20 protein-coding genes and 1 pseudogene are annotated in these 22,997 nt (G+C 66.8%); 7 read left to right on the top strand and 14 right to left on the bottom strand.

Annotated features, from left to right (window positions below; genetic code table 11):
* Window positions 1-76: 76 nt before the first annotated feature.
* The 5 genes from Q0982_RS08700 to Q0982_RS08680 all read right to left on the bottom strand — a co-directional run bounded on the left by Q0982_RS08700 (window position 77) and on the right by Q0982_RS08680 (window position 5,938).
* Window positions 77-1,066, bottom strand: coding sequence for a sugar-binding transcriptional regulator (locus Q0982_RS08700; RefSeq protein WP_322096981.1), 990 nt, complete (start codon window positions 1,064-1,066; stop codon window positions 77-79).
* An 80-nt stretch (window positions 1,067-1,146) separates the two neighbouring features.
* Complete coding sequence (locus tag Q0982_RS08695) at window positions 1,147-2,484, bottom strand: acetoin dehydrogenase dihydrolipoyllysine-residue acetyltransferase subunit (RefSeq protein ID WP_299394251.1); 1,338 nt, start codon at window positions 2,482-2,484, stop codon at window positions 1,147-1,149.
* A 1-nt stretch (window position 2,485) separates the two neighbouring features.
* Window positions 2,486-3,505 carry an alpha-ketoacid dehydrogenase subunit beta gene (locus tag Q0982_RS08690; RefSeq protein ID WP_322096980.1) on the bottom strand — a complete coding sequence of 340 codons (1,020 nt, stop codon included), beginning with the start codon at window positions 3,503-3,505 and terminating at the stop codon, window positions 2,486-2,488.
* The gene (locus Q0982_RS08685) at window positions 3,502-4,617 is read right to left on the bottom strand and encodes a thiamine pyrophosphate-dependent dehydrogenase E1 component subunit alpha (protein WP_299394250.1); all 1,116 of its coding nucleotides are present in this window, start codon (window positions 4,615-4,617) and stop codon (window positions 3,502-3,504) included. Before Q0982_RS08685 ends, Q0982_RS08690 begins: the two co-directional genes overlap by 4 nt.
* The gene (locus Q0982_RS08680) at window positions 4,595-5,938 is read right to left on the bottom strand and encodes an NAD(P)H-dependent oxidoreductase (protein ID WP_299394248.1); all 1,344 of its coding nucleotides are present in this window, start codon (window positions 5,936-5,938) and stop codon (window positions 4,595-4,597) included. The genes Q0982_RS08685 and Q0982_RS08680 overlap by 23 nt, the downstream gene beginning before the upstream one ends.
* A gap of 360 nt (window positions 5,939-6,298) precedes the next feature.
* On the opposite strand from Q0982_RS08680, the gene Q0982_RS08675 reads away from it, so the two are divergent.
* The 7 genes from Q0982_RS08675 to Q0982_RS08645 all read left to right on the top strand — a co-directional run bounded on the left by Q0982_RS08675 (window position 6,299) and on the right by Q0982_RS08645 (window position 13,106).
* Entirely contained in the window at window positions 6,299-7,864 is a 1,566-nt protein-coding gene (locus Q0982_RS08675) for a substrate-binding domain-containing protein (RefSeq protein WP_299394246.1), read from the top strand.
* 31 nt (window positions 7,865-7,895) lie between these two features.
* Window positions 7,896-8,825: a carbohydrate ABC transporter permease gene (locus Q0982_RS08670; RefSeq protein ID WP_299394243.1), complete on the top strand. Its 930-nt coding sequence runs from the start codon at window positions 7,896-7,898 to the stop codon at window positions 8,823-8,825.
* Entirely contained in the window at window positions 8,825-9,664 is an 840-nt protein-coding gene (locus Q0982_RS08665; protein ID WP_299394242.1) for a carbohydrate ABC transporter permease, read from the top strand. Before Q0982_RS08670 ends, Q0982_RS08665 begins: the two co-directional genes overlap by 1 nt.
* A gap of 3 nt (window positions 9,665-9,667) precedes the next feature.
* A complete protein-coding gene (locus Q0982_RS08660; protein WP_299394239.1) occupies window positions 9,668-10,717 on the top strand; it encodes an ABC transporter ATP-binding protein in 1,050 nt (349 codons plus the stop codon).
* 13 nt (window positions 10,718-10,730) lie between these two features.
* Window positions 10,731-11,690, top strand: coding sequence for a carbohydrate kinase family protein (locus Q0982_RS08655; protein WP_299394237.1), 960 nt, complete (start codon window positions 10,731-10,733; stop codon window positions 11,688-11,690).
* A gap of 62 nt (window positions 11,691-11,752) precedes the next feature.
* Window positions 11,753-12,490 (top strand): hypothetical protein, encoded by a 738-nt coding sequence (locus Q0982_RS08650; protein ID WP_299394234.1) that lies wholly within the window; start codon window positions 11,753-11,755, stop codon window positions 12,488-12,490.
* 7 nt (window positions 12,491-12,497) lie between these two features.
* A complete protein-coding gene (locus Q0982_RS08645; RefSeq protein WP_299394231.1) occupies window positions 12,498-13,106 on the top strand; it encodes a hypothetical protein in 609 nt (202 codons plus the stop codon).
* On the opposite strand, the gene Q0982_RS08640 is transcribed toward Q0982_RS08645, so the two are convergent.
* The 9 genes and pseudogenes from Q0982_RS08640 to Q0982_RS08600 form a co-directional block, all read right to left on the bottom strand.
* Window positions 13,103-14,167, bottom strand: a complete 1,065-nt coding sequence (locus Q0982_RS08640; protein WP_299394229.1) for a class II aldolase/adducin family protein — start codon at window positions 14,165-14,167, stop codon at window positions 13,103-13,105. The two genes, Q0982_RS08645 and Q0982_RS08640, sit on opposite strands and share 4 nt — an antisense overlap.
* Window positions 14,164-15,684: a glycerol-3-phosphate dehydrogenase gene (locus Q0982_RS08635; protein WP_299394227.1), complete on the bottom strand. Its 1,521-nt coding sequence runs from the start codon at window positions 15,682-15,684 to the stop codon at window positions 14,164-14,166. Before Q0982_RS08635 ends, Q0982_RS08640 begins: the two co-directional genes overlap by 4 nt.
* Before the next feature lie 7 nt (window positions 15,685-15,691).
* Window positions 15,692-16,759: a 2-hydroxyacid dehydrogenase gene (locus Q0982_RS08630; protein ID WP_299394225.1), complete on the bottom strand. Its 1,068-nt coding sequence runs from the start codon at window positions 16,757-16,759 to the stop codon at window positions 15,692-15,694.
* Complete coding sequence (locus Q0982_RS08625) at window positions 16,756-18,315, bottom strand: FGGY-family carbohydrate kinase (protein ID WP_299394223.1); 1,560 nt, start codon at window positions 18,313-18,315, stop codon at window positions 16,756-16,758. Before Q0982_RS08625 ends, Q0982_RS08630 begins: the two co-directional genes overlap by 4 nt.
* A complete protein-coding gene (locus Q0982_RS08620; protein WP_299394221.1) occupies window positions 18,312-19,439 on the bottom strand; it encodes an ABC transporter ATP-binding protein in 1,128 nt (375 codons plus the stop codon). The genes Q0982_RS08625 and Q0982_RS08620 overlap by 4 nt, the downstream gene beginning before the upstream one ends.
* Window positions 19,436-20,548, bottom strand: a complete 1,113-nt coding sequence (locus Q0982_RS08615) for an ABC transporter ATP-binding protein (RefSeq protein ID WP_299394219.1) — start codon at window positions 20,546-20,548, stop codon at window positions 19,436-19,438. Before Q0982_RS08615 ends, Q0982_RS08620 begins: the two co-directional genes overlap by 4 nt.
* A 4-nt stretch (window positions 20,549-20,552) precedes the next feature.
* Window positions 20,553-21,410, bottom strand: coding sequence for a carbohydrate ABC transporter permease (locus Q0982_RS08610; RefSeq protein ID WP_299394218.1), 858 nt, complete (start codon window positions 21,408-21,410; stop codon window positions 20,553-20,555).
* 3 nt (window positions 21,411-21,413) lie between these two features.
* The gene (locus Q0982_RS08605) at window positions 21,414-22,337 is read right to left on the bottom strand and encodes a carbohydrate ABC transporter permease (protein ID WP_299394216.1); all 924 of its coding nucleotides are present in this window, start codon (window positions 22,335-22,337) and stop codon (window positions 21,414-21,416) included.
* A gap of 119 nt (window positions 22,338-22,456) precedes the next feature.
* Window positions 22,457-22,997 (bottom strand): annotated as a pseudogene (locus tag Q0982_RS08600) (ABC transporter substrate-binding protein); the annotation flags it as partial.

Here is a 22,997-nt window from a genome sequence, read left to right as displayed (position 1 = left end):
CCAGCGCCTCAAGCCTAGAGCATGTTCCGGGTCTTGGAAACTCCCCGGCGCTCGCCCCTGTCGCGGGGCCGCCGGTTCAGGCGAGCAGGCTGCCGGCCGTGACTTCGTCGGTGATGAAGACCGTCGGCTCCAGCAGGCGGATGGCTCCTTGCAGGACGGGGATCTTCTCTGGCCCGCCGGAGATCAGGACGCGTTGCGGTGTCCGCCTCAGTCGGTCGATCCCAACGGCGATGGCCCGTTCGTTTACCGGATGGTCGACCAGTGCCCCGGTCTCGTCGATGAAGTTGTAGAGGATGTCGCCCACGGCCCCGGCCTCGATCAGCGAGCGGCGCTCCGCCTCCGAGAGGTGGCCGACCCGGTAGGAGGTGGTCAGGGTCGAGATGCCGCCGACGCTCAGCAAGGCGATGTCCAGGCTGTCGGCCATCTCAAAGACCTGGGCGATGCCGCAGCGCTCCAGCAGGGCGTACTTGGTCTCCGGGCTGTCGACCAGCGCCGGGGCCGGAACCAGATAGCCCTCGCCCTGGAACAGCTCGTTGAACTGCCAGGCGAACTCCGCCGGGTTGAAGCGGCGGGCCTGGGAAATGCCGCCGAGCAACGAGACGACGCGGAAATTCTCCAGCGTGCGGCCGGTGATGAAGGGCAGCGCCGAATAGAGCGTCCGCCCCCAGCCGACGCCCACGGTCATGCCGGAGCGCATGGCCTGGGAGATAAAACTGCCGGCGGCAGCGGCGATCACCTGGCCGGGATCGCTCTCGGCATCCGACAGCGGGGCGACGATGGCCTGCTCGATGCCGAAGCGGGTTTCGAGCTCGCGCTCGATCTCGGTGACCTCGACCAGCGGGGCCTTGATGGTGATCTGCACCTCCCGCCGGCGGCGCGCATCGGCCAGCAGGCGCACGATGGTGACCCGGCCGACGCCCAGGATCTCGGCAATCTCGCTTTGGGTGCGGCCTTCGATGAAGTACATCCAGGTGGCCCGCACCCGCATGCGGTGGCTGGCGTCCGGCAGATTCAGCTGCTGGGCGGCGGAGCGTTTGCGTCCCTGGGGCTTTTCCTGGCGGGCCAAGTGGCACCCTCCTGAAAGTCGATGACCGGAGTTCTACCTTTCGTCTGCGAGCGCTTCAAGCCGCGGGCCGCCACGCCATGTCATCCGGCTGGCGTGACAACAGGCTGACCGGCTGCCGCCTGCAGCCGGCTTGCGATCACCGCCGCCACCTCTTCCGGCGCTTCCAGGTGCGGCATGTGGCCGGTGTCGTGGAGCAGGTGGAGCGCCACCCGGCCGGGCGCCTGCAGGGCCTGCTTCCAGGGGAATACCCGGTCCTTGCGGCCCCAGACGACCTGCGCCGGAATCGCAAGGCGGTCAAGCGCGGGCGTGAGGTCGAAGCTCTGGACGGAGTCGGGGAAGAGAGTCTCGGCCAGGTCCTGCTGGTAGGCGCGCAGGGCGGGATCCTTGCGGGCCTGCATGGCGGCCATGACGAAGCTCTCGGTGACGATCTGCGGCTCGGCGGTCAGCTGCTTCAGCCAGGGGGCGAGGCTTTCCTTGCGGCCGGCGCGGGCGAGGCCGGACAGAAGCGCACCGTTCATCTCCGGGCCCAGCCCGGCCGGGGCGAGCATGGTGAGGGAGGCGACCCGCCGCGGGCGGACGTCCGCCAGCGCCAGCGCCAGCGCGGCGCCCAGGGAGTGGCCGACCAGGTGCGCACCGTCGAGGCCTTCGGCGTCGAAGGCCTCCACCACCATGCGGGCGAGGCTGCGGAAGGAGTCGACCGGACGGCGCGGCGATCGGCCGTGGCCCGGCAGATCGATCTTCACCACAGGCCGCTCTGTTGGCAGGCAGGCTTCCAGCTTCTGCCAGCCGGCGGAGTCGGCGGCGAAGCCATGGATCATGACCAGCGGGGCCCCGGTGCTGCCGCCTGCGCGGTGGACCACGAGCGGGCCGCCCTCCGGCTGCCAGCCGGACGCCGCGGAGGGCAGCTGTTCTCCCGACTCCCGCAGAGCCCGTTCCACGTCGCCGCGCGCGATCCGCCCCGCAGGGCCGGACCCGGCGATCGCCGCAAGGTCCAGAGCGTTCTCCCGCGCCAAGTGCCGCGCTGCCGGGGTGGCCCGCGGCTTCGCGGGATGATCCGGAACGGCGGGCGGCGCAGGCGTGATGGGCCGTGGTGCTGTCGTCTCTCCGGCCGCCGCTTTGCCAGGTGTTTCCGGCGCCGGGCCTTGAGCGCTGCCTTCCGGCGGCGCTCCGACCTCCTCGCCCGGCGCGTAGATCCAGGCGATGGCCTTGCCGATGGCGACCTCGCTGCCGGCCTCGGCCAGAACGTGATGGAGGCGCCCGCTGGCGGGGCTTTCGACCTCCATGGCCGCCTTGTCGGTCTCGATGTCGAACAGCGGCTCGCCGCTCTGCACCTCGGCGCCCTCCGCGACATGCCAGACGGCGATCGTCCCGCTGGTCATGTCCATGTCCACCTTGGGCATGATGACCTCGACGGGCATGTCAGCGGGTCCCGCGCACCACGCCACGAACCGCGGAGAGGATGTCGGCCACCTGCGGCACCGCCGCTTTTTCCAGTTCGGGGTTGTAGGGGATCGGCGCCTCGGCGCCGCCCAGGCGGACGATGGGGGCGTCCAGGTAGTCGAAGGCCTCGCTCTCGACGATGCTGGCGCTTACCTCCGCCCCGATGCCCAGGGTGCGCACCCCTTCGTAGGCCACAACCAGCCGCGACGTCTTGGCGACGCTGGCGACGACCGTCTCACGGTCCATGGGGCGGACGGTTCGCAGGTCGATCACCTCCGCGTCGATCCCTTCCTGCGCCAGAACTTCGGCGGCTTCGAGAGCGCGGTGCACCATGATCGCGGTGGCGACGATGGTGACGTTGCTGCCGGTCCGGCAGACCTCGGCCTTGCCGATGGGCACGGTGTAGCGGCCCTCCGGCACCGGCCCCTTCGTCTTGTAGAGCAGCTTGTGCTCGAAGAGCATCACCGGGTCGGGGTCGTCGAGGGCCGCCAGCAGCAGGCCCTTGGCGTCATAGGGGGTGGCGGCCTGCACCACCTTCAGCCCCGGCACGTGGCCGAACCAGGCTTCCAGGCTCTGGCTGTGCTGTGCTGCTGCGCCGGTGCCAGAGCCGGCCGGGAAGCGCATCACCAGGGGCACGGAAACGGCGCCGCCGAGCATGAAGCGCAACTTGGCCGCCTGATTGACGATCTGTTCCATCGCCAGGGTGGCGAAGTCGGAGAACTGGAATTCGTAGATCGGCCGCAGGCCGGTGAGGGCGGCCCCCACCGCCATGCCGGCGCCGCCCAGTTCCGAGATCGGGGTGTCGATGACCCGTTCCTCGCCGAAGCGATGCACCAGATCGCCGGAAACCTGAAAGGCCCCGCCATAGACGCCGATGTCCTCGCCCATCAGCACGACGCGCTCGTCCTCGGCCAGAGCGATGGCCAGGGCATCGCGGATTGCCTCTGCGTAGCTCAGCTCGCGCAGCGGGCTGTCCAGCACGGCGGCCGGGGCTGTCATCCAACGCTCTCTGTTTGGGTCGTATAGACGTCGCGGGTGAGGGCGGCCGTGTCCGGATCGGGGCTTTCCTTGGCGAAGGCGATGGCGGCGGCGATCTGCTCGGCGACCTCGGTCTCCATCCGGGCGAAACCTTCTTCGCTGAGGATGCCGTGCTCGCTCAGCAGGCCGGCGAAGCGGCGGATCGGGTCGCGGGCGATCCAGGCGTCGATCTCGTCCTTGCTGCGGTAGCGGTTGCGGTCGGACTTGGAGTGCCCGCGCCAGCGGTAGGTCACCGATTCGATCAGACTGGGTCCTTCGCCGGCGCGCGCCCGTTCGATGGCGCCATGGCAGGCTTCGGCAACGGCGGAGAGATCGTTGCCGTCCACGGTCACGCCCGGCATGGAATAGGCAGCGGCGCGGTCGGAAACCTGGCGCACCGCGGTCGAGCGCTCGACCGAGGTGGACATGCCGTAGTGATTGTTCTCGCAAATGAAGATCACCGGCAGCTTCCAGATCGCCGCCATGTTGAGGGACTCGTGAAAGGAGCCTTCGTTCACCGCGCCGTCGCCGAAGAAGCTGGTCACCACCGTTCCCGTCTTCAGCCGCTTGGCCGAGAGGGCGGCGCCGACGGCGATGGGAATACCGCCGCCGACGATGCCGTTGGCGCCGAGGTTGCCCTTGTCGACATCGGCGATGTGCATGGAGCCGCCGCGCCCGCGGCAATAGCCGCTTTCCTTGCCGAAGAACTCGGCGAACATGCGCCCGACGTCTGCTCCTTTGGCGATGCAGTGCCCGTGGCCGCGGTGGGTCGAGGTGATCTTGTCCTGATCGGTCAGCTCCAGGCAGGCACCGACGGCGCTCGCCTCCTGGCCGATGGAAAGATGCATCGTGCCGTGGATCAGACCGCGCATGTAGCTGTCTTCGGCGCCTTCCTCGAAGCGGCGGATGAGCAGCATCTTGCGCAGGGCCTCGCGCAGCACCTCCGGACTATAGTGGCGGACCGCAAAGGGTTCGTTTCCGGCGGACGTCTTTCCGGCGCGCCGGCTTGCCGGGCGGGCGCTGCCGCCGCTGCCCTTTCGCCCTGGGGCCGGCGCCTGCGCCCCGCAGCGTTCAGTTTCCGAAGAGATGCTCATCCTGTTTGGCCCTCAGTGCGGCGATTTTGGAGCCCTCGGGCGTGGCGGCGTTGTCATAGGTGATGAGCGTGCCCTTGGGGATGGGTTGCGTGACCCTGCTGTCGGTCAGCAGGCCGCAGGGAATGGCCCGCTCGGCGCGGGCTTCGTCGGCCCGCATGATCCAGGCGCGGTAGCAATACTCGCCGATGGCATCCAGGGTCTCGCCCGGTGCCAGATCCCGTTTGGCGACCGCGCAGACCTCCGCCACCGGCCGGTCCAGCGGGACCATGTCCGCCTTGCCGTAGAGCACGGCGCGCGCGCAGGTCAGCGGAACTTCCAGCGACGTCAGGTGATAGGGACGGATGAAGGTGAAGTAGGGGCCGTCCCCCAGCTTCAGGTCGGTCATGCGCTCCGACACCCGCGGGTGGGACATCTCGGCGACCACAAAGACGCCGGGGGCGACGCCGGCGCCGACGGAATAGTCGACCCGGCCGACGTCCGAAAGAACCCCGCCGTCCTTCTGCGGCACCAGGACCTTGGAGAGGTCCTCTTTGGTCGCCCGCGGCCCGTGCAGTCCGGGCTTGTCGGGAACCAGGCCGGTAGCATTGGCGATGGCCGCCATCTCGACCATGGTCTTCGAGCCGTCGATGAACTCGACCAGCATCCGCGGGCTCATGTTGCGGCGCTCGGCCTCTTCGACGTACTCGTCCGGCGTCGCATCGATGTTCAGCGGATTGTTCTTGCCCTTGCCGGCGCAGACGATGGGGTGGCCCATGGCCGCCACGAACTCGATCAGTTCCATGCAGGACGAGGGCTCGTCGCCGGCCCCCAGGGTGTAGACCACGCCCAGCCGGTCGGCCTGCGCCTTCAGGTAGGCGCCGATGGTGACGTCGGCCTCGACGTTCATCATCACCAGATGCTTGCCGCGCTCCATCGCCGCCAGTCCGATCTCGGCACCCACGGCCGGCACGCCCGTCGCGTCGATGACCACGTCGATCAGCCCGCTTTCGAGAAGCTTGTCGGCGTCGTCCGTCACGGCAATGGCGCCGTCTTCCATGGTGGCGTTGAGATCGTCCTGGGAAGAGACCTCTTTGGCCCGACCGTCGCCGTCGAAGGCGCTGTTGGACGCGCCACTGGAAGCGATGGCGACCGCCTTCAGCGCCGCGGGCACGTCCAGCTCGGCGATGGCACCGATGCGGATGCCCGGCATGTGGGCGACCCGGGTCACGATGTCGGTGCCCATCTCTCCCGAGCCGACAAGCCCGATACGCACGGGCCGACCCGCGTCGGCGCGCGCTGCCAAGTCCTTGGCCAGGCCGGTCAAAGCGACATTGGTGGGCAAGGGCGGTTCTCCTTCAAATCACATGCAATCTCAGTTTAATGAACATGTGTTCTATGGTCAATACGCATGTTCTAGCGTACGCTGCCGAGTGCGGCCACAAAGCCCTTGACATCTGGCGAACTGGCTTGAACATTTGGTTGATAAAGAATAACATTGTTCAAAAGCGGGTGGGGGAGGAAAAGAACGCCGTGGTCTCTGCACCTTCCCGAAAAGCACCCTGACCTGTCTCTCGCGCTGCGCTGGCGCGCGATTACCCGGCCGGGCGGATCGCCTGCCGGGCCCGGCCAAGGCCCAAGATCGTCAGATCGGTTCTTTGGGCGCTGGGCGGGGACAAGAACGAACACAAGGGAGGAAACAGCGATGCGCAGTACCACTCACGGGTTCACCCGCCGGACATTCCTGAAATCCAGCGCCGCGGCCGGTCTTGCGACCGGCGTCGGCACTTCGCTTGCCGCCCCGGCCTTTGCCCAGTCCGGGCTGCCGGATCCGGCCAGCGTGCTGGCCGACATCTCGGTACCGAAGTACGTGCGGGAGGATTACCGCAAGCTCTACAACATGTCCGACGAACCGCTGTGGGATCCCAACAAGGACTGGATCCGCACGGTGGACTGGGAAGACGTGCGCGCCGAGCAGGCCGGCAAGACCGTGCGTTTCGCCATCGGCGCTGCCGACCAGGAGTCCGCCGCCGAAGGCCTGGTGCCCTTCGAGAAGCTTTCGGGCATCAAGGTCGAGCTGGTTCCCATTCCCGACGATAGTTTCTACGACAAGGCCATCGCCGAGTTCATTTCCGGCAACGCCAGCTTTGACGCGCTGCAGTTCTTCTCGCCCTGGCTCGGCGACTTCGCCGCCCCGGGCTTCCTGGCGCGCCTGGACGACTACGCCGAGAAGTGGAAGCTGCCGCTGGACGACTTCTACGACACCTACCTGCTGAACTACGGCCACTTTGGCGACAAGGGTATCTACGGGATTCCCTTCGACTGCGACATTCAGATGGTGCATCTGCGCAAGGGCTTCGTCGAGCAGGTCACAGGCGGGCCGATCGACAAGTGGAAGACCGTCGAGACCTACGATGACCTGATCCGCCTTTCCGGCGAACTCGACAAGATCCAGCCCGGTGTCGCCGGTGTCGGCCTGATGGCCGCCCGTGGCTTCTGGTCGACCTACACCTGGGAGCACGTTGCGGCCCAGTGCGGCATGGATCTCTTCGACAGCGACTGGAACCCGATCTTCAACAACGACGCCGGCATCAAGGGGCTGGAGATCATCCTGGACCTGCAGAAGAACGCCGCGCAGGGCGTCGCCGGCTGGGGCTGGCCGGAGAACCGGGCTGCCTGGCTGGGCGGCCAGCTTGCCACCAACATCTCCTGGCAGGACAGCGGCACCCAGGCCATGCGCCCGGATCAGAGCCAGATCGTCGACGACTTCGTCACCATCTACGAACCGCGCGTCGATATGGCCGGCGCGCGCTTCGCGCCGCCGAACATCGCCGGCTCCACCTCCTGCGTCGCCTCGACCTCGCAGAATCCGGAGGGCGCCTTCCTCATGCTCGCCTTCCTGACCACCGCCTCGATCATGGCGATGAACGAGGCCAACGCCAACGGCGTGGCCCCGGGCTACAAGTCGGTGCTGACCAACCCGCGGCTGGAAGCGGTTTCCCAGCCGGCCAAGGTCTGGGCGGACAGCCTCGAATACGCCTGGTGCGCGCCGCGCATCCCCGGCATGTTCGAGATGGAGCAGGTGCTCGGCAACGAGATCAACAAGGCCGTCGTCGGGCAAAGCTCCGCCAAGGAGGCGCTGGATGCCGGCGCCGAGGCCTGGCGGTCGATCATGAAGAGGAACGGCTTCTTCACCAGCCGCGAACCCTTCCCCTATTCCGCGGTGGAGGCGGGTACCTGGGTGGGGCGCGGCAAGCCTTCGCCGATTTGATTTTCCCGGCTGAAGTGCGATCCTTGCACTGATGACGCAAACCACGCTCAAGGCTGAAGGGGCGGCGCTCGCCGCCGCCCCCCGGCGCGCGCGCCGCAGCCCCTTTCAGCGCAAGATCTTTCCCTACCTGCTGGTCGCCCCGGCGGTGATCTACCTCCTGGGGATCACCCTCTATCCCGGGGTCTTCGCAATCTACCAGTCGTTCTTCGTGGTTACCTTCACCGGCTGGGTGCCCAACGGGGTCGGCAACTACGTCGACCTGTTCCAGGACGACGAGTTCTGGGCGGCCCTGTGGAACACCCTGGTGATCGGCGGCATCTCGCTGACGCTGCAGTGCGCCATCGCCCTGATGCTGGCGTTCTTTGCCTACCGCGACCCGCTGATTCGTGGCTGGCGCATCATCTTCCTGATGCCGATGCTCTTTATGCCTTCGGCGGTGGCCTTCATCTGGAAGCTCGCCTTCATGGACGGTCGGGTGATCTCCGATCTCCTGATGCGGGTTGGACTGATTTCCGAGAACATCGACTTCCTGGGCGTCGTCTGGAACGCCCGCCTGACCCTGATCGTCGCCGACGTCTGGCAGTGGACGCCCTTCCTCTTCATCATCTTCGTCGCCGGCCTGCAGGCCCAGGACAAGGAGATCGAGGAGGCGGCCCGCCTGGACGGTGCCAGCTGGCCGGCGATCTTCTGGAACATCTCGCTGCCGCTGATGCGGCCGGTGATTGCCGTTGCCGTCATCCTGCGCGGCATCGACATCACCACCATGTTCACCAATGTCTTCATCATGACCCAGGGGACGCCCGGCGGCACGACGGAGACGATCAGTTACTTCATCTATCGCACAGGCTTTCGCCTCTTCAACTTCGGCTATGCCTCGGCGGCCTCGGCCATCATGCTGATTCTCACCATCATCATCGCCCAGGTGCTGCTGAAGCGGTTCTTCCGCTCCGGGAGGGCGTGATGGCGGCGCGGCGGAAGTCCGGCGAGAACCTTTTCCTGCGCTACTGCGTGCTGGCGGCCTGGGCGCTGTTCTGCCTGGTGCCGATCCTCTGGTTCCTCTCCATCGGCTTCCGGCCGAGGACCGAGATCATCACGCCGCAGCCGATCTACTGGCCGACCTTCTCCCTCGATGCCTGGCATATGATCTGGGACGACTGGCCCATGGGCAGCTATCTGCGCAACTCGCTGCTGGCCATCGTCGGATCGGTGATCATCGACCTCGTGCTGGCCATTCCGGCGGCCTATTCCCTGGCGCGCTACGACTACAAGGGGCGGGAGGACATCGGCTTCTACATTCTCTCGACCCGCATGATGGCGCCCGCCATCGTCGCCATTCCGATCTTCTTCCTGTTCAAGAATGTCGGCCTGCTGGACACGGTCTGGGGTCTGATGCTGGTCTATGCGGCGATCAATCTCAGCGTCGTCACCTGGATCATCCGTTCCTACATGCAGGACATCCCCCACGAACTGGAGGATGCGGCGCGCACCGACGGTGCCTCGGACCTGCGTATCCTCTGGGAGATCATCATCCCGATCTGCCTGCCGGGGATCATCACTGCGGCGGTCATCGCCGCGATCTTCGCCGTCAACGAGTTCCTCTTCACGCTGCTGATCGCCTCCACCAAGAACGCCTACACCATGTCGGTGGCGCTGGCGAATTTCACCGGCGGATCGGACGGCAAGATCTACAACGCCATCGCCCTGGTCTCCTTCCTGGCCTTCATACCGATCTTCCTGCTGGTGATTCTGATCCAGAAACACCTGTCGCGGGGGCTGACCCTGGGCGCATTGAAGGGATAGGCCGTGGCTGAGATCGAACTGCGCAACATCTCCAAAAAATGGGGCCACTTCGTCGGGGTCAAGGACGTCAACCTGACCATCTCCGACGAGGAGTTCGTCGTCTTCCTGGGGCCTTCGGGCTGCGGCAAGACGACCACCATGCGCATGATCGCCGGTCTGGAGGACCCCAGCGGCGGCGAGGTGGTGATCGACGGCGAGGTGGTGAACGAAGTCGATGCCCGCGACCGCGACGTGGCGATGGTGTTCCAGAGCTATGCGCTCTACCCCAACATGACCATCTACGAGAACATCCGCTTCCCCCTGCGCATGCGCAGGGTGCCGAAGGAGCAGCATGCGGCGCTGGTGCAGCGGGCGGCGGAGATGGTGGAACTGGGCGACTATCTCGAGCGGAAGCCAGGGGCGCTGTCCGGCGGCCAGCGCCAGCGCGCCGCGCTGGCCCGCGCTGTCGTGCGCCAGCCCCATGTCTTCCTGATGGACGAGCCGCTGTCGAATCTGGACGCCAAGCTGCGCACCGCCATGCGCGTCCAGCTGAAGCATCTGCAGCGACAGCTGAAGATCACCACGGTCTATGTGACCCACGATCAGGTCGAGGCCATGACCTTGGCGGACCGCATCGTTATCATGGACGGCGGCGAGATCCAGCAGATCGGCACGCCGCACGAGATCTATGGCGACCCTGCCAACACTTTCGTTGCCGGCTTCATCGGCTCCCCGCCGATGAACCTGATTGCCGGTCATCTGGAGGGCGGGGTTTTCAGCGCGGCGGGACTGCGCGTCGAGGGCCTTGCCCTGGAGGGCAGCCGCGAAGCCGTACTCGGTGTCCGCCCGGAGGACTGCCACGTCAACGGTGCTGCCGGCCACCTGACCGGCAGGATCTTCGGCATCGAACCCACGGGCGACCAGACATTCGTCAGCCTGCGCAGTGACGACACCCTCATCGAGATCAGGGCCGACCGCGATTTCCGGGCGCCGCTGGACAGTACGGCCCAGATCAGCTTTGATCTCGACCGCCTTTACTTCTTCGACGCCACGTCGGGCGAACGGCTTCGGTGACCTGAGTGACCCTATGACTTTCGACTACACTTCCCTCGGGTTCTACACCTTCGACTGCCTCGGCCGTCCGGTAACGGACATTCCCCCCGGCGGCGGAACCTACTTCATCGACGAGCTGACTCTGGCTGTCTCCGGCGCCGCCGGAAGCGCGGCCATCGTGGCGGCAAAGCACGGCCTGAACGTTCAGGCGGTTGGCGGCGTGGGCGACGACGACATGGGCAAGTGGGTTCTGGAGAAGCTGCAGAGCTTCGATGTCGATACCGTCAACATGGAGCTCTGCACCGGCGTTGCGACCTCCTCCTCCATTGTCACCACCCGACCGGACGGAGCGCGGCCGGCGCTGCACAAAAAAGGTGCGACCGGCGCTTTTTTCGTGACAGAGGACCAGCTCGACCGGGTCCTCGACACCCGCATCTTCCACATCGGCGGGGTCGGGCTGATGGACCGCATGGACGGTGCCCCCAGCTTTGCCATGATGCGCAAGGCCAAGGAGCGCGGCTGCATCACCACCCTGGACGTCTTCGCGAGCACGCAGGACGACATGCCGCTTGTGGAAGGACTGCTGCCCTACACGGACTATTTTCTTCCCTCGGAAGAGGAGGCGATGGCGCTCTCCGGCCTCAGCGACTACGACGACGTCGCCAAGTTCCTGCTGGACAAGGGCGCGGGCTGCGTTGTGCTGACCCTTGGGGCGGAAGGGGCGCTCTACCGGCACAGCGACGGCACCCGCTTTCATCTTCCGGCCTTCGATATCGACGTGGTCTGCACCTGCGGTTGCGGCGACTGCTTCAATGCGGGCTTTGCCACGGGCCTGCACCTGGGCCTGGACCCGGAGGCCTGCGTGCGTCTCGGCCAGGCCTCTTCGGCGCAGAATGCCATGGGGCTCGGCTCCCAGGCGGTGGTCGCCTCCCTGGAGTCGACTATGGCGTTCATGGAAAAGACACCGGTCAGGTCCATGCTGGTGAAAGTCTGATTGCGGCGCTGGTCTCCGGCGCGGGAATCACTACATAATGAAGGTGACAGCGGGTCCAGGCCATGCCCACGACGCAACGAAGCTTCACCCCTTCGGCAGCCCGTCTGCCGCTGAAGGATGCTCTGAGGATGCTGCGCTTCACTATGAAGCGCGGCCGCGGATTTCTTGATACCCCGCTTGACCCGATTCCCTCTCCGATCAGCGATGTGGCCCGCTCGGTGCTGCGCGACTTCGATCAGATCGCAGACCGTGTGAACGATATGGCCGCGGGCTTGTCGCGGCGCTTTCTCGACAGCGGCGGCGGCGAAAGCCTGAGCACGGCGACCCTGGAAGACATCGAACACATCGGCCATGCCGAAATCGCCTTCGCCCAGGCTGCCTATCACGGGCTGACCCGGGCGTTGCCTCATCTGGGTGCAAGCGAAGGTTTGGTGAGCGAGGTGCGCAGCGCCGAGGCCTACAAGGCGGCCATTCAATCCGGCGCGGCGGAGAAAGACCGCTTTGCCCTGGCGGCTGCGCTGATGCAGGAGATGGTCGATCGCGGCGTCATCCGCGACCTGCTGCCGGCAGCCAGGGAAGAGGAGGGCGAGCCTCTCACCGAGGAGGAGCTGGAGAAACTCGCCATCTTCGCCCTGATCCTCTGGTTCTTGGCCGAGCGGCAGGATGGGCCGGAGGACGCCGAGGCGCTGTTGTTGACCTGTTGCGACATGGCCGAGGCGCTGAAGACCGAGGTGACCGAGTGTCTGGGCGACGCCGAACGCCTGCGGGCGCTTCTTTCCGCCTACGCAGACAAGATCTGAGGCGACTATGGCGCTGCCGCTGCCCGATTCCCTGCCGCAGACCGACCGCCCGATCCGTCGGGCGATGCGCCGCATGCGCTGGTTCAAGCAGTCCTTCGCGCGGCAGGTCGAGGCAATCTCGGCGGCCAGCGGTGTCGTCTACGAAATCCACAACGACCGCCTGGCGCAGGTCTTCATTCATTGGCTCAGGGCTTTCGAGGCCCAGAAGCCGAAGGACCCGACGGCGCGGCGGGCTTTCACCAACTTCGCCTCCGGCCTGATGCTGCAGCAGCTGATCCGCGACGTGCCGCTGGAGGTAGCCAGCGTGCCGGTCGGCTCCGACGCTTCCAATCCCGCCTTCTACTGGCCTGAGGGCTATGCCTATGTCGCCTACTGCCTGAACGTGCGGGCGGCGGTGCTGGCACAGGATTTCGACGAGATGCTGACTCTGGCGCCCGATCTCTCCGACATCCGCACCTGGTGGTCCTTCAAGGAGAACGTGACGCAGGACCCCGCGTTGGCCATTGCCTTCCTGGACCTCTTCTCCAGTGAGAACCCCAACTGGTCGACGCCGACGCTGTTCTACGAGCAGACCGCCCAACTGGAAGGGCCGTCAGACACTGAGCAGATCGCTTAAGTGCCGGCTGCCGGACTGCGGTCCAGAGTCTGGCGGTACTTTTCCGCATCCCAGTTCAGGAGCTCGGCTTCGTCTTCCGCCGTCAGGCGGGTGAGCGCCGCTTCGGGGTCGAGGCGCTGGGCGACATCGCCGAGGCAGCGCGCCATGGCCTGCATGGCGGGCGAAGCGTCGGCCGGCATGGCAACGCCGCGACCCGGAAAGACGACGAGGTTCTGTCGCGGTTCAGCGGCGGCGCGGGCCAAGGCCGCTTCAGCGGGTTCCTCAACGTCGGCGACGAAGACTCCCGGGCCCAGAAAGATGACATGGTCGGGGTAGAAGCTGCCGCCGCGCAGCCGCCCCAACACTTCGGGATCGAAAGCAAGAGCGGTCGTCGGGCCATGGTCGAAGGTTCGCCATCCGTGGTCGCCCAGAGACTGCGGAAGGTCGGGTGTCCCCGGCTCCTGCCCGCAGACGGCCGGCGTCAGGCGGCCGACCACCTCGCGCACGAGCCTTTCGGCCTCCTCAGCCGTCTCGGCGCCGGCGGCAAGTCCATGGTTGCCGAGCACGAGAACCCGCGTCCCCGGATCGGCCGCCGCATCGATCGCCTGGGCGAGGGCGAGACCGGGCTTGGTGTAGGGGACGAAGGCCGCGCCAAGGTCGGCCAGGCGTTCGGCGACGACCTGCCCTGCATCCGCGCGCAGAGCCGTGGCAATGGTCGCCACGCAGTGGGTGTGCAGGACGACCGGCCAGTCGAAGATCGCATGAACGGAGGTTTCGATCGAGGGGCGGAGCCCGCGGGGGTTCTCGCCCTCCGGCACGAAAGCGGCGCCGTTGTCGGCCTTGGGGTCGCCCGTCCTCAAGGCCTCACGCAGCCGCGCGAGGTCGACCGGCACCATGATGTCCTGCGTCTCGGCATCGGCCAGCCAGGTGCCGGAAGCCTTCACCAGCATAGCCGCATCGTCCTTGAGGGAGGCGTTGCCGCCGGGTCCCTGGACCTGCAGGGGATCTCTGCCGAGGCGGGCGGAGACCCGGCAGAGGTCGGCGAAGACGGGCGAGTTGCGAAGGTTCTGGTAGGGGCTCATGCGACGGCATCCAGTCTCAGCCATTCTTGAAATGCGCTCTGCTCTGCCTCGGTGAGGAAGAGGCCGTGTTTGGTGCGGCGGGTCAGGATGTCCTCGGCGCTGCGCGCCCATTCCCTGTTGATCAGCCACTTGGCTTCGCGCTCATAGAACAGTGCGCCGAAGTGACGGCCGAGGTCGGCGAGGGATTTTGCCTCGCCCAGCATCTCTGCGGCCTCGCTGCCGTAGCAGCGTCCGTAGTGGCGGGCGAGGTCGGCGGGCAGCCACGGGCGGGCCGCCTGGAAATCCTGCAGCCAGGCATCGAAGTCGGCATTGTCGATGGCGCCGCCCGGCAGCGGCGCAGTGGCGGTCCAGGCCGGCCCCATTTGCGGGAACCACGCGGCAAGCTTGTCCAAGCTGTGCTCCGAGAGCTTGCGGTAGGTGGTGAGCTTGCCCCCGAAGGCAGAGAGGATGGGGGCCCGCCCGTTGCCGCCGTCGATCTCCAGTTCGTAGTCGCGGGTCACGGCGGAAGCGCCCTTGGCCGTATCGTCGTCGTAGAGCGGGCGCACCCCGGAGAACGAGGAGACGACATCCGACGGTTCCAACGCAGTCTTGAAGTAGCGGTTCAGGATCGCCAGAAGGTAGTCGGTCTCGCCGCGGTCGATGGCGACATCCTCCGGACGGCCGTCGAAGGGAATGTCGGTGGTGCCGACCAGCGCCAGATCGTCGAAGTAGGGATTGACGAAGATCAGTCGCTTGTCGTGGGCCTGCAGCACGTAGCCGTGGTCGCCCTGCCACCAGCGCTTGAGTATGATGTGGCTGCCCTTGACCAGCCGCACACTGCGCTTCGCGTTCACGCCGGCCACATTGCCCAGCACCTTCTCCACCCAGGGTCCCGCGGTGTTGACGATGGCCTTGGCCTCGAGGTCGCGCAGGGCGCCGGTTTCCGCATCCTTCAAGGTCACCTGCCAATTCGCCCCTTCGCGGCGGGCCGAGAGACACTCCGTCTGCGGCAGGATCTCGGCGCCGCGCCGCGCGGCGTCGACGGCGTTGAGCACCACCAGGCGGGCATCGTCGACCCAGACATCCCAGTAGGCGAAGGCCCTGATGAAGGCCTTGCGCAGCATTGCTCCTTCCGGTGCGCTGCGCAGGTCGAGCGCGCGGGTGGCTGGGATGCGTTTGCGCCCACCCAGGTGATCGTAGAGGAAGAGGCCGAGGCGGATCAGCCAGCGCGGGCGCTGCTCCGGGCTGTGCGGCAGGACGAGCTGCAGCGGCCATGTCAGGTGAGGGGCCACCTCCAGCACCACTTCCCGTTCGATCAGGGCTTCGCGCACCAGCCGAAACTCGTAGTACTCCAGATAGCGCAGGCCGCCGTGAATGTACTTGCCGGAGCGCGAGGAGGTGCCTTCGGCGAGGTCGCCCTTCTCGCAGAGCACGACGGAGAGACCGCGCCCGGCAGCATCGCGTGCCACGCCGACGCCGTTGACGCCACCACCGATGACGAGAAGGTCGATAGGGTCGTTGCGGAGGGCTGATTGCATCGCGACGTCAACAGGGGTTGAGAGGCGGTTCGCCGCGCAGCCAGCGGCGCACCTCTTCGGCGGCCTTGGCGGCTGCGATCCGCACCGTTTTCACCGAGGCACCGGCGATGTGCGGCGTCAGCGTGACGTTGGGCAGCTGCAGCAGGGGCCAGTCCGGCGGCGTCGGCTCGATGGCGAAGGTCTCCAGCATGGCCCCGCGCAGATGGCCGGACACGAGCACGTCGTAGAGCGCGTCATAGTCCATCAGCGGGCCGCGTGCGGTGTTGACGACGATGCTGCCGGGTTTCATGGCGGCGAAAGCGGCGGCATCCATCATGCCACGGGTTTCCTCCGTCACCCGTGGATGCAGGCTCACCACGTCGGACTCGGCCAGCAGCCGGTCAAAGTCGACCATGGTGACACCAGCGGCGGCGTCTTCCGGCGAAAGCTGCACATAGGGATCGTTCACCAGGATGCGGCAGCCGAATGCGCGCAGCAGGGGGACCACGCGGCTGCCGACGTTGCCGTACCCGATGATGCCGACGGTGAGTTCCGACAGTTCCTCGCCGGTGACGTCGGCGCGGTAGAGGTCGCCGCGATACTCGCCGCGCCGCAGCGCGTCGTGACCTGACGTGATGTTGCGCGTCTGTGCGAGAATTGCCCCAATGGTGAACTCGGCCACCGCCGACGCGTTGCGGCCGGGCGTGTTCACCACCGTAACGCCGTGCTCGGCCGCCGCGCCCATGTCGATGTTGACCGGCCCGCCGCGGGAGACGGCGACCAGTTTCAGGCCTGGCATGGCGGCCAACATGGCGGCGGAGAGCGGGGCCAGGTGGGTGACCAGCACCGGCGCCGGCCCGACGTGGGCGATCACATCCGCCGGGTCGCCCATGTATTCCTTCAGTCCATCCATGCCCGGCGTCTGATAGCCGTGCTCCATGGGCTCGTCGGGCCAGGGCAGGTCGAGGCTGCGACAGATGACGGACTCACCGCAGGCCGCATGCAGCGCTTCCTCGAACAGCGCCGAAAGCATAAAGCGGTCGCCGATGATGGCGATCTCCGTCTTGGCGCCGTTTTCCTTGGAGTTGCCGCTCATGAGACGGCACCCCGTGCGGCGACCATGGCGTGCCAGGCCGGAACCAGGGCGCGGCGGGTGTCGAGGTAGACGCCGAAGAGCGCATCGTAAACGGCGCCAAGGCCGGTGTCGGGCGCTTCGGGCGGCTGCAGCAGGGGGGTGACCCAGGCATCGGCGCAGGCCGCCATGTCGGGATAGAGCCCCTGCTGGACGGCGGCCATCATCACCGCGCCCGCGGCGCCCGCTTCCTCCTGGGCGACGCTGCGCACCGGTGTGCCCAGGGCGGCGGCGAGAATGGTTTTGAGGGCGGCGGAGCGGGCCGCACCCCCGGTCAGGCGGATCTCGCCCGGCGTCGGGCCCATGGCGGCATAGCAGTCCCGCGCCGCCAGGGCGAGGCCTTCGCAGACTGCGCGGACGATGTCGAACCATCCCGTGGTCTGATCGAGCCCGGTGAAGCTCGCCCTTGCACTGGGCTCGGCGAAGGGCCCGCGCTCGCCGGCGAGGGAGATGTAGGGATGGAAGAGGGCTGCGCCCGGCCGCGCCGCCATGACGCGGTCGTCCAGGCTGGCGAGCAGGTCGTGCAACTCGCGCTCGACACCCTCGCTTGCCAGCATCTCGCGGGCGAGCCCCAGCACCCAGTCGATGTTCAGGGTCGCGGCCATGTTGGTCTGCATCTGGGCATAGGCCGGGCCGGGGAAGGCCATTGTGTAGCCGCTGCGCTCCGCGTTCAGCACCACGGAGTCCACATCCGGCACGAAGCGCATGTGCATGCCGGTGGAGCCGAGCACGGTCAGGCCAGGACGGACGGCGGCGTCGTGCAGCCCGGCGCCCATGGCGCAGCACATGATGTCGACGTAGCCCAGCGAAACCGGCAGTCCGGCGGGCAGACCGGTTGCCGCGGCGGCGGCCACAGTCAGGCCATGGGCTTCGGCGGCACCATCGACGATCGGCGGCAGCAGGCGGCGCAGATCAGCGAGTCCCAGGGCCTCCAGGACCTCCTCGGCGTAAGCGCGGGTTCGGTAGTCGCCGAAGGTGAAGACCGCTTCGGTCGGATCCGAGGCACGCTGGCCGGTGAGGTTGAAGTAGAGCCAGTCCTTGCAGTGCATGGCTGTCTCTGCGCGCTCAAGCAGCTCCGGCTGGTGCCGCTTGATCCAGGTGAGATGCGTGCGCATCTGGCAGACGTTCACGCCGGAACCGGTGGTCCGGTAGATCACGTCGATTCCCTCGGACTCGGCAATTTCCCGCGCTTCCGCCGCCGCCCGGGCGTCCAGCCAGAGCCAGCCGTCGTGGATCGGTGTTCCCTCCGCATCGATCAGCCAGCAGCCGTCGCCCTGGCCGGTCACCGAAAGCGCACGCGCGCGCTCGCCAAGCCCCGTCACCTGTTCGCCCAGGTCCTTGAGCACGTCGACCGTGTCCTGCCAGGTGCGGCGCATGTCCTGTTCGACGCCGCCATTGGGCAGGGTGAGGTAGTGGTTGCGCCGGCTCGTCATGGCGACCTGGCTGCCGCTGAGATCGAAGGCCACGGCCTTGATGACCGAGGTGCCGGCATCGACGCCGATCAGCAGATCCCGCGTCACGCCAGGGCCCCTCCGTGGCTGATCGCCGCGCCGGTCTGGCTGTCGAAGACGTGCAGATCCGCCGAGCCCAGGACGACGCCGATGGTTTCGCCCTTCGCATAGGGAGCATGATGGTGTTCGACCGTCACGATGGAGCCGCCGGCAAAACGCGCAGCGATGTGGGTCTGATCGCCGAGCCACTGGTTCGCGGTCACTTCCGCGGGCGCCCCTTCGGCCGCGAGGCGGACTGCATGAGGCCGCACGCCGAGAGTAACGCGCAGCTTCTGCGCCAGCGTCCGGCGCAGCGCTTCGGAGAACTCCTCTTCCGCATAGTCCAGGACGACGCCGCCGGAAAGGCCGAAGCGCAGGCGTCCGCTGTCGGCCCGCACTTCGGCTTCGAAGACGTTCATCGGCGGCTCGCCGATAAAGGTTCCGGTGAAAAGATTGGCCGGCCGGTCCTTGAGGTGGGCCGGGCTGTCGAACTGCTGTAGGACGCCGTCTTCCATGACGGCAATCCGGTCGGCCAGGGCGTTGGCCTCGGTCTGGTCGTGGGTCACCAGGATCGCAGTCAGGCCGCGCTCCTTGATGTAGAACTTGATGCGTCCGCGCAGCAGGGCGCGAAGCTGCGGCTCCAACTGGCCCATGGGTTCGTCCAGCAGATAGAGCCCGGCATCGCGGATAAGGGCGCGCCCCAGGCTGGCCCGTTGCTGCTGCCCGCCGGAAATCGAGCTGGGGTAGCGGTCGAGAACGTCCTCGATCTCCAGCATATGCGCCATCTCGCCAACGCGCTCTGCCACTGCGGTCTTGCTCAGCGAAGACGACTTCAGCGCGAAGGCGATGTTTTCCCGCACCGTCAGCGGCGGATAGAGGGAGTAGCCTTCGAAGGCCATGGCGACGTTGCGTTTGGCCGGCGCCAGGCGGTGAATCTCACGGCCGTCCAGGCGGATGCTGCCCCTGGTCGCCTCTTCGAAGCCGGCGATCATGCGCAGGGTGGAGGTCTTGCCGCAGCCGGAGGAGCCCAGCAGGGCGACGATCTCGCCGGGCGCAACCGTCATGTCCAGGCTGCGCACGGCATGGACCTGCCGCGCGCCGCCGGCGTTGTAGATCTTGTCGACCGCCTCCAGTTGCAGCTTGGCTTCGCTCATGCCGCGGCCTCGCTGGTGCTGCCGCCGTCGCGGTCGGGGACGATGCGGGCCTGGGTGGCGCGGTCGAAGAGCAGCGCGTCCGTGGCGTCCGCCGCGATCTGCGCGGCGCCGCTGGCGGGGGCCGGCGTGCCGGCAGGACGGGAGATCAGGATTTCGCGGCCGCGCGCGGTGACGACAAGGGTCACGGTCTTCTCGTTGAAGGGCGTTTCCGCCTCGATCATCACCGGGATGCCGTCCTCGTTTGCGGAGAAGCGCAGCGCCTCCGGCCTCAGGCCCAAAACACAATCGCGCCCGACCGCGGCCTCCAGGCCGCCGTGCAGGGGTACACGCTGGTTGGACAGGCGGGCGAAGACGCCGGCACCGTCCTTTTCCGGCACCACGTCCAGCAGGTTGATGGTCGGGTCGCCGAAGAGACGGGCGATCTCGATGGAGGCGGGGCGGCGGTAGATCTCTTCAGGCGTGCCGACCTGGGCGATCTTGCCGTCCGAGAGCACGGCGATACGGTCGCCCAGTGCCATGGCTTCCTTGTAGTCCTGGGTGACGTAGATCACCGTGGCGCCCTGGTCCGCCAGCAGCCGCGGCAGCTCCAGGCGCATTTCGAAGCGCAGCTTGGCATCGACGTTGCGCAGAGGGTCGTCGAGCAACAGCAGCCCGGGGGAGGCGGCCAGCGCCCGGGCCAGTGCCGTGCGCTGCTTCTGCCCGTTGGAAAGCGCGCGCGGCGCGTGGCTCAGCACGTGGTCGATCTTCAGGAGTTTCGCCACCCGCTCCACACCCTCGCGCACTGCATCGCGCGAGCGGCGCTGGGCCGTCAGCGGGCTGGCGATGTTGTCGAAGGCAGTCATATGCGGGAAGAGCGCGAAGTTCTGGAAGGCCATGCCGATGCCGCGGTGCTCCGGCGCAACGTCCTGCATGTCTTCGCCGCCGATCAGAATGCGGCCGTCTTCGGGATCGACGGCCCCGGCGATGCAGCGCAGCAAAACCGTCTTGCCGGCGCCGGAGGGACCGAAGAGCGTGAGGGTCTCCCCATCCTCGACGGTCAGAGAGACTCCGTCGAGCACCGCCTCGCCCTTGAAGCGCTTGGTCAGATCTTCGATGCGCAGTTCCGGCATGGCGCTATCCCTTCACCGCGCCGAGGGAGAGACCCTCGACCAGGTAGCGCTGGGCATAGAGCGCCAGCGCCAGGGTCGGTGCGATCGACAATACGATGGCCGCGGCAATCTGGCCGTACTGGATGCCGGAGGCGGTCACGAAGGCAAGGGCGCCGACGGTCACCGGCTGTTTGTCGGCGGAGGCCAGCACCAGGGCGAAGATGAAATTGTTCCAGGCGAAGATGAAGGCGAGCAGCCCGGCGGCGGCGATGCCCGGCCCGGCCAGCGGCAGGGCGATACGCCGGAAAGTCGAGAGCCAGGAGTGGCCGGCGATGCGGTAGGCGTGTTCCAGGTCCGGGCTGATGTCCTCGAAGTAGCCGCGCACGATCCAGAGGATGAGCGGCAGGCAGATCAGCTGATAGACCCAGATCAGTCCGAGATAGGTGTTGGCCAAACCGATCTGCTGGAAATAGAGCGACAGCGGCAGCAGAACGAGGAGCGGCGGCGCGAAGCGGAAGGAGAGCAAGGTGAAGGCGACCTCTTCCGACCCGCGAAACTTGTGACGCGCGAAGGCGTAGGCCGCCGGTACGCCCAGCAACAGGGCCACGGCGACCGAGCCGACGGACAGCAGGATCGAGTTCCAGAGGTTGTCCATGAAGGCGATGCCCATGGAGGCGACGTTGGAGTCCAGCCGGCCGGCGATAATGGCGACGTAGTTGCCGAAGGTCGGCTCGAAGACCATGGAGGGCGGGCTGCGCAGGATGGTCTCGTTGGTCTGCAGGCTCATGAGAACGATCCAGAAGATCGGGAACATGAAGAACAGCACCACGACCGTCAGCGCGATCCCCCGCAACCATCTTTCGATCGGCGACATGTGATCCATGGCTCAGACCTCCCCTCTGGCGCGCTCGCGCAGGCGCAGCCAGTTCTTGATGAAAATGTTGGAGAGGAAATAGGTGATCACCCAGAGGATCATCAAAAGCGCCGCCGAGCGGCCGACATTGGTCGACTGGAAGAAGTTCAGATAGGCCTCCACCTGGAAGACCATCAGGGTGTCCCCGGGCCCGCCTTGGGTCATGGCGTAGATGATGTCGAACTGCTGGATCGAATCCAGGAGCCGGAACAGCGAGGCCGTGAGGATGTAGGGCATCAGCATCGGCAGGGTGATGCGCCAGAACTGCTGGAAGCGCGGCACGCCATCGAGCGCCGCCGCCTCGAATGGCTGGGTCGGCAGCGAGCGCAGGCCCGCCAGCAGCAGGATCATGATGAAGGGCGTATAAACCCAGATGTCCACCAGCACCACGGTGAAGAGCGCCGTGTCGGGCGAGGAGCCCCAGCGGAAATCGGGAAAGCCGAGCTGGGCGGCGAAGTAGCTGAGGATGCCGAAGTTCGGGTTGGTCATCAACTTCCACATCAGCGCGGCCAGCGCCGGCGCCGTCATCAGCGGCATCAACAGCATGATGGAAATGAAGTTGTTGAGGCGCGTGCGCTTCTTCAGCAAGAGCGCGATGCCGAGGCCGAGCAGCAGCTCCAGCCCGACGGTCAGGAAGGCGTAGGTGAGCGAGACCTGAAGTGTGTTCCAGAAGTCGGGATCGGTCAGGAAGTTCAGGTAGTTCTCGCCCCAGTTCATGCCCCGGTTCCAGGGCTGGGACAGGCGGAAGCGCTGCAGCGAGTAATAGACCGCCGTGAAGAAGGGGATGAGGATGGCAATGCAGACGAGAAGGGCCGGCAGGCTCAGGAGATAGGGCAACAGGCGGCGCGACACCGCAAACCGGCGCCGGGGTATCGAGATGTCGCTCGCCGCTGCCATAGGGTTTCCTCTCCCGGGCTTTCCTCAACCCGCCCCCGATCCTGCAGGCCCATCGGTCCGGGGACAAGACGTCCGAAAGGCAGCGGCCCGCCGGGAAGCGGGCCGCCGACAACAGGGGGTCAGCCGAGACCGGCGTCCTTGAGCTGACGGTTGACGCTCTCGGCCAACTGGTCGAGGCCCTCGTCCACGGGCAGCTCCTTGGCCACCATCTTCTGCAGGCTGGAGGCCCACTCGGTGGTCAGGTCGAAGAACAGCGGCTGTGCCGTGAACTTGATGCTGGCGCCGGGCGCGGAGACATCGTGCATGGCGACGTAGCCCGGATAGCTCTTGTCCAGCCTTTCGCGGAAGCCGCTGTCGGCCCAGACCGACTCGCGTACGGGATTGACGAAGTCCATCTGCGTCGCGCCGAAGAGCCCGTGCTCCGGTCCCGAGGCCCACTGCATGAAGTACCAGGCCGCGTCCTTGTTGCTGGAGAAGTTCGACATGGAGAGCGACCAGATCCAGATGTTGGGCGTCGGCGCCGAGGCGGCGGGGTTGGCGGCGAAAGGCGCATAGGCCAGCTTGCCGGCCATGGCGTTGTCGCCGCCGTTCATGAAGTAGCCGAGGATGTCGGCATCGAAGATCATCGCCGACTTGCCGGCGCCCAGGTCGGTGCCGACC

It is taken from the genome of Pelagibius sp., from assembly GCF_028281305.1.
Taxonomy (GTDB): Bacteria; Pseudomonadota; Alphaproteobacteria; order Kiloniellales; family Kiloniellaceae; genus Pelagibius.
The sequence above is the reverse complement of the archived record's forward strand: the minus strand, read 5'-3'. Positions and strand labels throughout refer to the sequence as shown.